The following is a 13,453-nucleotide window of genomic DNA, read 5'->3' as shown; positions in this document are numbered from 1 at the left end:
TCGGATATCAAACACCGACTGAGTTTGGGTTAGTGGCTTAATGTTGGTGTACGGGTTTTCGAGGAAGGATCAAATATCTCGGCCTTTTGTGGTGAAATTAATTGATAAAATTAAGATTTAAGATCTTGATTGTTGCTAAACATGGCTAATCTACTCTATTTTTTGCTATATTTTTTGTAATGAAAGTTTGTAGTTATAAATCATTTCTAATGTGAAGAGGACTGTTTTTATGGAATCCCCAAAAATAAAATGCCCCCTATGTGGCAAACAAAATACTTGGTACCCTGAGAATCGTTATAAGCCTTTTTGTTCTGACCGCTGTAAATTAATTGATTTAGGAGAATGGGCTAGTGAGACTCGAAAAATTCCTGCAGAAGACATTGCCCAAGAAGGTATAGACCTCAACGAATAAAATTAAAATCAGTGAGTCTCTACGTTTGCTATTATGTGAAAAATTGATATCAAAACAACGAATCAATATAATGCACAGCTTTCAAATTGAAAACTTGATTATGACGCTTATTGTTAACTTATCTACAACACATGATTATTCGATAAAGGAAATCATAGCCGCTTTTGCTCAAATATGTAAGGAATATAGTCGTGGTTGTTTTGAATGCATCCCTGGATTATTCCATTTAACTAATTATGGTTGGGTCACTCTTAAGTATCAAATAAATTATAAATCACTCATTGAGCCTTATCGATTGGGAAAAATAAGCACCGAAGAATTTTTAGATAATCTCACTGAAATCCTCTACTTTCTGTGTGATATGGACAAAGAGGAAAGAAATTCAATACTTGCTGAAGCTTGGAATGCCAGTATAAAGCTTAGCGAAAAAACCCAAGACAGGCTTTCTTTATTAGTTGAAGAGGCTAAAACTCAACCAGTTTATTTAATCTCCAATACTAATGAATTAAACGTGAATGCCATATTGGATTTGTTTAAACAAAATAATCCAGATTTAAAGTTTAAAGAAGTGGATACTTCTATAAAAGACTCTAAAGAGCCGATTGAAATATTGCCTAACATTTATTTATGTTTGTCTTATCGATATGGAGCCTTCAAGGAAGAGACTGTTACAACCATGAGCCTGCTTGAGCATTTATCAACTCAGTGCTCGAAGCCTATAACGTTGGTAAGCCAATTCCCTGGAGATCGAAAAAAAGGAGAACAATTGGATCTAGAAGTTTGGGATGCCGAAGAGTTTTATAATTCTCTAACGCCGAATTTGGAAATGAAAAAAGCCCAATAGCTCTTGTTTTGTCCGAGAACTCCCCTTACCAGGGTTAGTAAATACAAAAAGCATCGATAACGAGTACCGATGCTTTTTTTAATCCACAATCAATGCCTTGAAGAATCCTGATAGTAGTCATTAATGGTACGAGCCCAAACAGGGGACGTCATATCTGGCCAATGATTTTTATCAAATCCTGGTGAGTTTTTTAGCCGTTCTTTATCCATGGTAATTAAAAATTTTCCCTTGGTAGGATTATAGTCAAAAATATGCCATGGCATTGCAAATAACTTATCGCCCATGCCCATAAATCCACCAAAAGAAAGGACAACATAAGCAACTTTACCTGATGATTTATCAAGCATTATTGCTTCTATCTTTCCTAAGTTTTCATCTTGTGCGTTTATAACTTCAACGCCTATAACATCGTCTGCATTGACTATTTGTTGATGCATGTTCCTCTCCTTGTGAGTTTTAAGTCCATGTAAATTTTCATTCACAACATTCTAAGGTTAGACCATCATCAGACAAAAAACATATTTCTGCAGTGGTTCGAGCCTTAAGATACTCAACTAGTTCGATTATTTTTCTAATAATAATTCGTACCTTAATTGAGTTGGAAGATGTTCAAGTATTATTTTAAAAGTGACTAGAAATGGAACCGACATTATAACGCCATCAACTCCCCATAACTCACCCCAAACAAAGATACTTAATAGAATGATTAAAGGATTTAAGTTTAAACGATTACCTAAAAAAATAGGTGTAATAATTTGTCCTTCTAAGACACCTAATAAAAAATAAATAATAGGTGGAGGTAGAATGTTATAGTAGGAATCATAGGTAATTAATGAAATAAAGCTGATGATTATTATACCTATTAAATGGCCTATATAAGGTATGTAGGTGAGCAACATCGCCATGACCCCCCAAAGCAAAGGGTTTGGGAAGCCTATTAACCAAAATGTGAAAGCAACGACTGCACCTAATCCAGCACAAATCATAGAGAAAATTAGCATATACTTGGACACTTCATTTTTCAAACAATAAAGAAAGTCATTGTTCTTTATTGTTTTTTTTCCTTTATAAACTACTCGTTCTAAGTTAAGAATGAACGACTCAAAATAAAGTAAGAAAAAAAATAGAAAGATGAGTACAGTGAATATCAATATTATTATATTTGAAGTTAAATTAAATAACGATATACCAATATTAGTATCTGAAGTGGCAACTTTAACTTCATCTTTTTTAGTTATCTCCGCTATGTCTTGAGCAGTTTCAGCGACCTCATTAATCTTTCCTAACGATTGTTTAACAAATTGAAATTTCTGTTCAATAATTGAGAATTTTTTTGGAGCATCTTGTATCCAATTCGCAGCAGGTTGTACAAGAAAAGTTGTTCCCAAACTAATCACTCCTAAAAAAGCTAATACAATTAGAACCGAGCTAATTACTTTAGGAAACTTAGCCTTCTCCAACCACTCTACTATAGGGTTAAATAACAAATAGAGAAAAAATGATAGTAAAAGAGGAAATAGAATTGATTGGGAAAATTTTATGGCTGTAAAAATAGCAATAATAGCTAAAATTTTTATTTCCCATCGAGTGTTAGCAATGTTCAATTAAGTCCTTTAAATAATTGAGCGATTATTTAATATTAAACATTTAATGACTAAGAGTAAAAAGAAAATCGCTGCCAAGTGAAAGACCATAGGCTCCTTAGGAGCCTTACTTGGCGCATTTGAAGAAACGGAACCTAGTTAGAAGCAACTTAGTTTATATAAGTACATCTATGCTCTTCTTGAATGAGCATATTTTGAGCGCATTGAACTTGAGTTGTTCTTTTTGCTATAATATCTTAAAATTTAAGAGAGTTGATCATGCCCATACCTTCAAAATCCCCCGAAATTTTATTTGATATCGACGGAACCTGTCTGGATAGTGCAGGAAAATTCAATACCAATCTATTTAAAGCAATGAAAACAATGGGGATTGATAAGGTCAATTTTTTAACTTCCTTTGAGATGAGGAAATTAGAAGTCCAAATGGAAGAAAAAAGTTTCCGCTGCTTAGTCATTGATGAATTAAAGAAAACGGGAATAAAGACAGGTTATGTCATTGTAAACGCCTCACCCTATTTAGATTTTGATGCAAATAACCGAGGTAAATTAGGAACTTACTACCGTACAGTCATTGAGAAATTTGAAAGACGAATATTAAATTTTCGCCGAAAAAATCCGGATGCAATGGAAATAGCTGCGAATGAAAAAGATAAGATGCGATCTGATAAAGATCGGGAACAAAATCTTCTTAGAGTTGAGGCAACTCAAAGAGAAATTGCAGCACGAGCTGCAGAGGAAAAAAGAAGAGCCACGCTCTCTAGAGACGAGATAGTCGAAAACCCTCCCTTAGAAACTCAGAACCCCACTGAAATTGAAAAACAGATCGCTTCAATTCAGGAAAAATTACAACCCCATGCGGACTGTTTTCCAGAGTCAGAACAGAGAAAATATATTGGTGGCAAAGAACGAATGATTCTACATATCGTTCATCATAGTGACCTCGCCGATAACTTTGTCGTGTTTGATGATAAACAGGAAGTTATCAATATGGCTCAACGCATGGCCACAGACGATGAGAATTATCCTCAAGTCTACGGACGTATTCATGCAGTATCGGTCAATATGAAGGATAGGAAACAAACTGAAGACTACTTCATCAGAAAATTAATTCAAGGCTACTCAATTAATCAATTGAAGCAATTTGTTAAAGCTCATGGCAATGAATTAAATGATAGTAAACAAGACTTATTAAACCTGTTAAACGCCATACCTGAAGAACAACAGCTTAACGAAAAACACAAAGGGATCTATGCGCAATTGGTATTGGCCTGTTGGCATCCACAAGATATTGATAATATTGTTGAATTATATGCAAAATTAAGCGAGGACGATGAGCTGCCTGAAGGCCTGAAGCTCTTAGTTAGCAAAATCATGGACCTAAGTCTTGACAATCCTGTTGCTCGAGGAAAGGTACTTGATGCAATTATTGGCAATCTGAATAATAATAAAACCCCTCTGGGCTATCCAGAGATTATTAATCAAATCAAAGATAAAACTTTAGAGCATTTTTCCTGGGCCACTGAGGATTATGACTGGACAACCTTGGAGCAGTCAATTTCAGCAAATAATTGCAACACTCCCATGGGGCTATTGCATTTACAATCCGGCATCCAACTTGGTTTAGCTATAGAAGGTACTCAAGATACCGATGATTTAATAAGTTTGATGACGCGAGTAGAAGGAGCGCGCAAATCAAGGAAATTATTTAGTGCTTTAATAAAAACGTATCGAGACGAAAAAAATCCATTTAACGATGAAGAGCAAGAAAGATATGAAGAAGAAAGATATGAACAAGAGGACCTCTTACTCGAAACCAGTAAAGAAAATATTTCTAAAGCAATAGCCGCAACCGCAGCTAATCCACAGAAATTCTTAGAATTACTTAGATATTACCGTGAAGCCAGTGTAGGCTCACCCCAAAAAGAAGTACTTACAACTTATTTAACACCAGATAAAGTGCAGCCAATTGTAGAAACCTTGACCTCCCTTAATCCGCCTCAACCCTGGAAATTCATTGGCTATCCCACCCTCAAAGGAATGCTCTCCAAACTCAAAAACGAAGGAGAACTATTAAATTACGTCAATTTTCTTGAGCAAAATTACCCTGAAGGAAGTCCAGCTATCGCTTCATTGATGATTTCATTGATTGCAGGCTATACCCATATTGATTTTTACCCAGCCGATACTAAACTGCCACAGATAGGCAAAGTCGATACTAGTCAACACGAACTAAACTTATTGCTGGAATTAAGTAAACAAAACCCTGATGCTATCGATAAAATCAAAGAAAAATTCATTGATAATAGTGACTTAGGCTCTTGGTTATTTTTAATTAAGAGGATTGGAGGCAACCGAGCTTTGTCAGGCAGTTTCGTTCCTTCGTTAATGCTAGCTATCGATGGTTACAATCAGGAAGTTGGTCATTTTGAGAACTATCATATTGATTATAAAGCTAAAGAAGTTTTAAAACGTTTAACAAGCAAGGAGCTAAAAACAGCCGTCGCAAAACATGCTGCTTTATGTGCACTGAGTGAATTACCTGAGGCCTTCACTCAAGAAGAAGCAGAGAAATTTATTTCTCGTCTCAATGATTCTGTGAACAATATTTCTGAGCAGGGTGACAGTGCTGCAACTAACTATGTAAAAGAATCGGCAATAACAGTAACACTGAATATTTTAGGAAGAATAAAGGGCGACAATGCTTACCTACTCTCCATCGATGATTTTAACGTTGATTTAAGTAATGAAGCTAAGGATGAGAAAATTAAGTCCGCATTGAAAAATCGTGGACTTGCAGAATCCGCTTTTCTTTTTATTAAGAATAGTAAGGGAGAAATTTTTTACTATGCACCAAATTCGGGTTACACGGAACAGCTAGATCACATCAAGCTAGGTGCACTTGATTTGAATGCTGTACAAAAAACTCTCAACCCGGGACAGTTTGAGAAGTTTAGGGACTTATCACCTGATGTTGAGTTCAAACTTTTAGATCCCGATTTACAGAACAATTTTGAAGAGCTGTTGGCAAGCTACCTTAGTAGTTCAATGGCTTGTTATAGTTTTCTCAAAAAATCATTAAATAAAGCGTTTATCCAACAGGATATACTTGAAAAAATAGCAAGAGGCCATGTGATAGAAGCTTTGGAAAAAAATGTAGATCCAGCATTAAAGGAATATATACCACAACAAGAAGCTCAGGATAAGCCTGGAATAAAAGAGGCACTTCAAGTAATAGCCTATGCAGATCATATTTCACGTACCCAGAAAAATAGTTTAGATGCGTTAGTCATTTTAACAAACGAAATTAGCAATCTTTCGGTAAAAAAAGATGAGCAATTCGAGGGATTAGTAACCAAAGCTCGCGACATTCAACGTGCTGCTTTTGAAAACTATTTAAATAATTTAACTTATAGCAAGCAAACCGAGGAAGAAATAATGAATCTTCCTTACTTTCAACAAAATAAAGCAGCTAATAATGAATTATTAGCTGTGCTCGAGGCTGCTCAAACAGTTCTTAGTGACGTGACTCGTTTACCCTCTACAAAAACTGAGGTTTTAAAATCCCTTGCAAGAACAGCACAAGCTTGTGTACAACCTACAGACCAAAATAATAGGAAAAAATTACAAGAAATGGGGCAGCAATTTAAGTTAAAACCTGACCTTAAATTATTAGGAAAAGCTATTTTAATGCTTTTAAGCACTGTGTTAGCAGGAATAGGATTCTTAGTTTCGGCTGCTGTCGTTGTCAAACAAACACGCAATGATATGCAATTCTTCCGGGCTCTTAATAAACCTAATTTTAACCCTGAAATTGAGAAAGAGGACGAAACAAAGAAAGCTTCTCAAGAAGACGGCGAAGTCCCCTCTATAAAATAAACTAAGATCTAGGACCACTTAAGAGAGAAATTATTCTCGTTAAGTGGTCGCCTAAAAAGATAAAGTATTACTGGTTGAACATTTTCCATGCCCGATTTCAGACTATACTGAAAGAACCTCGCAATCATCAGGAAAGTATTCCAAGGAAGGAGAGTGCAAATGAAAATATTGATGGTCTTGACTTCACATGATCAGCTCGGCAACACAGGCCGCAAAACAGGTTTCTGGCTAGAGGAATTTGCAGCCCCCTATTTTGTATTTAAGGATGGAGAGGTTGAACTCACATTAGCCTCACCAAAAGGCGGACAGCCGCCTATCGATCCAAAGAGTGATTTACCTGAAAATCAAACCTCGGCAATGCAGCGATTCAAACAAGACGAGCAGGCGAAAAAAAACCTATCTCAAACAGGTAAACTTGCTGATATGAAGGCAGAAGATTTTGATGCCGTCTTCTATCCTGGTGGTCACGGCCCTCTGTGGGACCTTGCTGAAAATGCCGATTCTATCCACTTACTTGAATCTTTCTACAATTCAGAAAAACCGATCGCTTTGGTATGCCATGCACCTGGCGTGCTGCGTCATGTCACTTACAAAGGCGCTCCTCTAGTCAAAGGAAAACGCGTTACAGGCTTCACCAATGACGAGGAGGAAGAAGTCCAACTCACGAAAGTAGTCCCATTCCTCGTAGAAGATGAGTTGAAGCGATTGGGAGGATTATTTGAAAAATCAACTAATTGGCAAAGTTTTGTGATTGTGGATGGCCGTCTTATCACCGGTCAAAATCCTGCCTCCTCAACTGCCGGCGCACAGGCACTATTGAAGCTACTCTCCTAATTGGCTTTGGCCCAACATCCTATCGAATGCGATGGATGGAACAAGTTCATGAATTTGTTGGGCCAAAGCGCAATGATCATATTAAGAGAACCATCAATTCAAGATGAGGAAATCTTCTGTATTTTATCGCTAGGGATACTCATCTTATTCCGTACTCGGTTGCCAAGCACCTTTAGCAACGACACTTGCCTCATCACTCCCTGTCCAAGGTGGCATGGTGATGCAAATGAATACCAAATCTTCAGCATCACTTCGGTATTGGAAATCGGTTCCTAAAGGAATATCGATGCTCACTCCAGCTCTCAATTGAGTAATGCTCTCTTGACCCTTTAACTGACGCCAAATAGCGCCCTTCCCCGAAAGAACATGCCAAAATTCAGATACGGTTTTATGCCGAACTGCTTTGGAAATGGTCCCCACTTTTAGAGTACAATGAGCCATCCCACCTAAATGATTATTCATCAGTAATCGAACCTCGGCACCTGCTGGGGAAATGTGTTGATAATCGTTGGGGATCAATTGTGTGTTCATTTATTGCCTTAATTTTTTCTACATTCAAAAACAATACTCTCATCAGCTTCATCAGGTGATGCCTCTCTGTCGAAGGCTTTTACCAAACGTACCTCATTAAAACCAACCTCAGTTAGCAGGTTCAATAAGAAACTAGACTCATGATAAATACGAATTTTATATTCCTCAACTTCTGTTTTAGTGACAGAATTTTGATCAATCAGCTCGTACTTGCCGATTGAGTAACAAACATCGCCCTCAAGCATAGCTAACTGACTGAGTAAGATTAGTTTACCATCTTCTTTTTGCCATCTAGAACCTCTCCAAATACCCAATTCTTTCGGAACTGCATGAACTGTTTCTGCTTCAAAAACAAAAAGCCCTTTAGTATCCAAGAGGTCATAAATTGTTTTTAAGGCCTTTTGAATATCAGCCTGTTCGGTGATAAGTCCAAATGAACCGCTGGGTATAAAAATCAATTGGTAGGGATTAGATGGATTAGAATCTTCGATAAAACCATGCCAAACTTTTGGCTTAAGCGCTTTAGTTTCTGCTTTAACATACAGTCTTTCCAACATAGGCTGACTTGCATCGAATCCATGAACCTCAAAACCTTCTTCGAACAAAGGCAATAAGAACCGCCCAGTACCACACATAGGCTCTAAAATGGGGCCTTTTGCCTCCATAGCGTAACTGCGATAGAAAGGATAGGCATCGTCGGGTGCATTGGGTTTACTTAAATCATAGACTTCGGTACAAAGGCTCTGATAGGTATCCAGTTTTTTCATCAGTTCTTCTTTAAAAGTTAATGAGCTTGGTTTTAGCAAAGAGTTTTTGAGGACAAACTTTTGTCAGCCTGTGATTGTGTATTAGCAAATCAAAGAACGCAAGAAAAATTGATTTAAGGGATTGAATATCAAAATAGAGACAGTTTGACACTCAAATTAATAGCATTCATGAGCAGCATTTTATTGATTTGAAACCATAATAATCCACTGATAATTCGCGCATTATTTGTGAGGTATGGAATTTATTCATGTTAGATATTTATCAACAACAAGAATTAGAGAACATTAAAGACAATTTTGCCTAAATTAAACAGATTTCTATAGCTCTTAGAAAGCATAGAGAATTTATGCTTAATGCAATTCAGCTCAATGCTCAAGCAATAGCGTTTACCGACTCTGAGCTAGCTGATAACGAGAATTTTGTGCTAGCTGCAGTTGCAGTCAATTGCCAATGTTATGAACATCTATCTGAAAAGTGGAAAGATCATGAGGTTGTTACAAGTATAGCCATAAGACAAAACCCTAGCCTGTTTTTTCTTGCGTCAAAACGATTAAAAGAGGATGAGAATTTTAAAAATAATGCACTTACCATCAACAAAGCTTACTTCAGCTAGAGGGTCTAATCTACAAAGATTCCGAGACTCCTATCTCAAACACACCTACGACTTTAGCACAATTTATTTCAGAAACTAACTCTAGTTTAAACGATTTGTGCCATTATGAGCCTAAGATTCTCCCTGATTCAGATGATTTCTCAGATATCACCTCCTATTCCTCTAAAAACACAGAAGAAAATAGATATGGTAGATTGAGAAGTAGATATCCTCTTCTATTTTTTAGACCACTAAACAATGCTACCCCTTCTCAAGCTCGCGCTAGGCAAAGCGTGATCGACCTTGAAATAGATGCGAAATATGACCCTAATGACTCAAGATCAGTGGCTATAGGACAGACATTTTACTAACTGTGCCAATGATATAATGTCGTTTCATACTTTTTGCTGGGGAGTTAATGATGCAAGAATTTATATCCATCACTAAATTTGTTAGTAGCCTTCAACCAAATTTTGACGAGGATGAGATCGCTACCCCACTACTATTACCCCTTTTAATAGGGGACTCAGGTCTCTATTAAACTAATCGGAATCGTACAAAAGTTGGATGCCCCGATTGAACCTAGAATTTCGAGTAATTCCTAAATTCAAGGTAATTAAGCTTTTCATTGATTAAACATTGGATTAGTTAGTGCTTCAACTTCATTGCCAAATTGTTTGCCCTTCGTTTTCAAATCGGGGGCCAAACCCGCTTTGTTTTTTTCAGCCCATTCAAGAAGTTCAACTATTCCTTGTTCGCTCATTTCACCTCTTGATTGTTTAAATGCGACGGAACCTTTTCTAGTAGGCAATTTCATATTAGCCCTAAGTTTCGGCATCATGGCATTGAAAACATCGATGATTTGATCTGAAGTGAGCTCTTTTTCCTCTGTATTTCGCAAAGCAACTTGGAGGCCAATTAATAATGCCTCTTTATCATCCTCCGAATACTCTACTGAAACATAGGGTGACTTTAAGCGAGGGCTAATATTGTCTTTAATGTAATTGAATATATCTAATAGTTGCATTCTAATTATCAAAAAAAATAAGAATATGTATCGCTGCCCCGTAAATATCCAGTTTGTTTATACGTAATTCTTTACAGACGGTTAAGTTACAAGATGTCCTTTTAATTCGTTTATACAATCTTAAACCACCCATGACGACGTAATAGTCTGAGGGTCAAAGACCTGGGGGATCTTCACTTTTTTTTGATAATATTTCGAGCCAAATCCAGTGTTTTACTGAACCGTTCAGCCTGAGGAGGAGCGCCAGCGACGTCTCGAAGGCCTGTCCTGAGGCACTCTAAGGGGGGCTTTGCAAACACCAAGGCAGCGCTACGCGCACCCGAGCATCCTGAGGCTCTCGAAGGACTCAGCCCGAACGGATCGAGCTACTGATGGTAGCATCACCTATTTTTGTTCAAAAAAAAGTGAAGATACCTCAGGTCAAAGACCAACAGAAAAACCGCTATAAATCCCATCTATTGCGCTTTTCCTTTGATTTGGCTTGGTTTTGATAGCTTGCTAATACCCAGTGCTTTTTGCAAGTCCAATGATAAGAAGCGGCAAAATGTTCGGTAGTGCCACCCTACTATCCAGGCCTGAAGCTCGTATTAAGCTCTTTTTCTCCTGGGTTTTCTTCTATTAGAACTAAAGCCTCAGTAGCAACTACTTTTAGTTTTTGCAGAAGATTTTCTATTGTTGTTGATTTTTTTCCCATTAATGCGTCCCAAGTTGCATTTTGTTTGACTCGAAGACTCTGCAGATCCTTAGGGTTAATATTGTTGATTATCATTAGAATTGCCTGCGGTTCGTGGAGGTTGGCTTTCAGTGCGCTAGATATTTCGTTTAATATGACTGATTTATTTTTGGCAATACGGTTACTACTCCTAGCCAGTTCTTGGAAATGCTCATCTATTTTTTGAATAATTTCCGCGAGTTCATCCTGTTTAGAAATATCTGTTTCAACTGAATAAGAGCCTTTATATTCTGGTTTCTGTAACCAAACATCAATCGTCTTATTTAGATTATTAAGTAAGGTATAAGAAGCGGTAGTCCAGGTATCTTCTTTAAAAAACTTGTCTAGGTTTGGATTTTGATGGGTGTTAATAGTCTCGATTTCTTCTTTATTGAAATTATTTAATCGTGCTTTGATGGCCTTTAATTTTTCAACGACATGAGAGTCTGTTTTAGCTATCTCATTAACCTCATGCAAAAAGTCATTCAATACTTTTGCTTTTTCTTTACCGATCTCTTTATTAAAAAATTGATTAGCTAATTCATTAGCATGTTCTTGAATAGCTTCAAGATATTTTAGGACCGGCTTAGGAATTGGGGCGGTTTTATGGTGCCGGTGAGGTGCTTGCCAGATCTTAACTTCATCTTGACGATATTGTTCAAACATTTCCCATGCTTTTTCATCAGATATAGGCCTATCGCTCAGATGGTTTAATATTTTTTTATACTCTAGAAACTGCTGATATTTTTCTGGGTCAGAGCTGTCTATTTTTGTCGCAGGAGAACGGTAATCGAAAATCTGGTCATATTTATCCGCAAATTTCTTACCTAATAGGGCTTGCATGTAGGCAGAAGGATGGACAGCATTCCAGAAGTGATAATACCCTTTAAGGGGTGGAATATGACCCCCATTGTCGGTGATCAATTGCTTTATTTGCTGGGTAGTTAAGCGAACTCTGTCTTGCGTCACTGAGTTGTTTTCAATTTTCTGAAGTTCCGACTCTAAATACTTAAAATCATTAATGGTTACTTGCTCTGATTTTCCTTTAGAATCAATAAAATAAAGTTGCTTGTCTTCTCCCTCGTTGCAAAAAATATAGCTATTTTTATATTCAACAGTTTGTTCTGGCAATGGAGTCATGAAATAAAGATTCAAACTAGTAAACCCAGTATCAGGTGTTATCTTTTTAGTTTGATAATCTGGATTGTCCTTAGCTTCTTCAAGTACTTCAGATTCAGTAAAGTATTCTTTTTTAAGCTCAGGATCAAACCCGTATTTCTCTGGATGTTGATAAGCATCGATGAAAATTGCATTCGCATCAAATACATCAAAAAAGCAGTCCTCATCATATCTAGTTTTTAGTTCCTCAACTTTCCTTGATAGCTTTTCATTAAAATATTCAGTGACCACATGGGCGTTATTTCTCTCTTCTTCACTAGAGTTTTGAAATCGGGGGGTGAGAGAGAAATCGGGAAGGTTGAATAATACGAAATTCCTGTAGCCTTTTTCGATTAACTTTTCAATGTTTTCAATCTTGGCTTTAATAGCCTTATCCGCAATCTCCGTAGTTGGTCTATCATTAACGGTGATTAAATCATTAGCACCTGACAAATCGACAACAAGTGTTTCCTTTTTCTCTTCTCGAGTAACACGGTAGTGATGATCATCTTCAAAAAGTTGTTTTCTTTGCTGTTTAAGATTAGCAAGTAAAAGTCTGGATATATCTTCTGAAGGCTCATCAACTAACTCATCAAAGTTTAATTCCCATTGAGCTGCTGTGGCACCACCAATAGCATAAGTGCGTAGGTAGCGCTCTCCGTGATAAAGAATCGCTCTGGGGTTATCGAGATTAAAGGCTTGTCTAAACTTGTTAAATAATTCTTGTAGGTCATTATCGTCTAACTGCGCAACATTTTTTCTTATCTTTTTGATTTGGATAATTTGGTCTCGATTCTGCTCGTTTTCTCTTAACTCGTCTAAACGTGCTAATAATTCTTTTCTTTGAGCTTTGACTTCGTTAATTGTAAAATCAGCCATGCCGAAAGCGGCAACTAGATCGACCCAACCAAAACCATTAGCAAATCGCCAGCGAGGCGATTCACCCGTCAAACCGCCACCGAATGCTAGCAATTCTTCTAATCCCAGTAATCCGCGATCAGAAAGACTATCTCCAAAGACAACTTTGTGTTTAATGATTGGTTTAGACATATTCATTTCCAATTTGATCAATATTACTACTATTATACATAAGTT

General features: G+C 37.0%; 11 protein-coding genes. 5 read left to right on the top strand and 6 right to left on the bottom strand.

Going from position 1 to position 13,453, the window contains the following annotated elements:
• The first annotated feature begins 229 nt into the window (after nucleotides 1–229).
• Complete coding sequence (locus tag Ldro_RS15570; protein ID WP_058497352.1) at nucleotides 230–412, top strand: DNA gyrase inhibitor YacG; 183 nt, start codon at nucleotides 230–232, stop codon at nucleotides 410–412.
• A 70-nt stretch (nucleotides 413–482) separates the two neighbouring features.
• On the top strand, nucleotides 483–1,256 hold the full coding sequence (locus Ldro_RS15565) for a hypothetical protein (RefSeq protein ID WP_058497351.1): 774 nt from the start codon (nucleotides 483–485) through the stop codon (nucleotides 1,254–1,256).
• A gap of 89 nt (nucleotides 1,257–1,345) precedes the next feature.
• Here the strand turns inward: Ldro_RS15565 and Ldro_RS15560 are convergent, their stop codons facing one another.
• Together Ldro_RS15560 and Ldro_RS15555 are read right to left on the bottom strand one after the other, a co-directional pair.
• A complete protein-coding gene (locus Ldro_RS15560) occupies nucleotides 1,346–1,693 on the bottom strand; it encodes a PRC-barrel domain-containing protein (protein WP_058497350.1) in 348 nt (115 codons plus the stop codon).
• A gap of 126 nt (nucleotides 1,694–1,819) precedes the next feature.
• On the bottom strand, nucleotides 1,820–2,860 hold the full coding sequence (locus tag Ldro_RS15555; RefSeq protein ID WP_058497349.1) for an AI-2E family transporter: 1,041 nt from the start codon (nucleotides 2,858–2,860) through the stop codon (nucleotides 1,820–1,822).
• Between the two features lie 258 nt (nucleotides 2,861–3,118).
• Here Ldro_RS15555 and Ldro_RS15550 point away from each other — a divergent pair, with 258 nt between their 5' ends.
• Both Ldro_RS15550 and Ldro_RS15545 read left to right on the top strand, forming a co-directional pair.
• Entirely contained in the window at nucleotides 3,119–6,736 is a 3,618-nt protein-coding gene (locus tag Ldro_RS15550; protein WP_058497348.1) for a hypothetical protein, read from the top strand.
• Nucleotides 6,737–6,895: 159 nt separating this feature from the next.
• Nucleotides 6,896–7,570, top strand: a complete 675-nt coding sequence (locus tag Ldro_RS15545; protein WP_058497347.1) for a type 1 glutamine amidotransferase domain-containing protein — start codon at nucleotides 6,896–6,898, stop codon at nucleotides 7,568–7,570.
• A 144-nt stretch (nucleotides 7,571–7,714) separates the two neighbouring features.
• Here the strand turns inward: Ldro_RS15545 and Ldro_RS15540 are convergent, their stop codons facing one another.
• Entirely contained in the window at nucleotides 7,715–8,101 is a 387-nt protein-coding gene (locus tag Ldro_RS15540) for a cupin domain-containing protein (protein ID WP_058497346.1), read from the bottom strand.
• Nucleotides 8,102–8,109: 8 nt separating this feature from the next.
• The gene (locus Ldro_RS15535) at nucleotides 8,110–8,868 is read right to left on the bottom strand and encodes a class I SAM-dependent DNA methyltransferase (RefSeq protein WP_058497345.1); all 759 of its coding nucleotides are present in this window, start codon (nucleotides 8,866–8,868) and stop codon (nucleotides 8,110–8,112) included.
• Nucleotides 8,869–9,215: 347 nt separating this feature from the next.
• Between Ldro_RS15535 and Ldro_RS15530 the strand changes: the two genes are divergently transcribed.
• A complete protein-coding gene (locus Ldro_RS15530) occupies nucleotides 9,216–9,482 on the top strand; it encodes a DUF4116 domain-containing protein (RefSeq protein WP_058497344.1) in 267 nt (88 codons plus the stop codon).
• 604 nt (nucleotides 9,483–10,086) lie between these two features.
• Here Ldro_RS15530 and Ldro_RS15525 read toward each other — a convergent pair.
• The gene (locus tag Ldro_RS15525) at nucleotides 10,087–10,488 is read right to left on the bottom strand and encodes a hypothetical protein (protein WP_058497343.1); all 402 of its coding nucleotides are present in this window, start codon (nucleotides 10,486–10,488) and stop codon (nucleotides 10,087–10,089) included.
• 565 nt (nucleotides 10,489–11,053) lie between these two features.
• Entirely contained in the window at nucleotides 11,054–13,408 is a 2,355-nt protein-coding gene (locus tag Ldro_RS15520; protein WP_058497342.1) for an SGNH/GDSL hydrolase family protein, read from the bottom strand.
• Nucleotides 13,409–13,453 lie beyond the last annotated feature (45 nt).

This window comes from Legionella drozanskii LLAP-1 (assembly GCF_001467585.1).
GTDB lineage: Bacteria > Pseudomonadota > Gammaproteobacteria > Legionellales > Legionellaceae > Tatlockia > Tatlockia drozanskii.
Note: the sequence above shows the minus strand (reverse complement) of the source record. Positions and strands in the feature narration are given on the sequence as shown.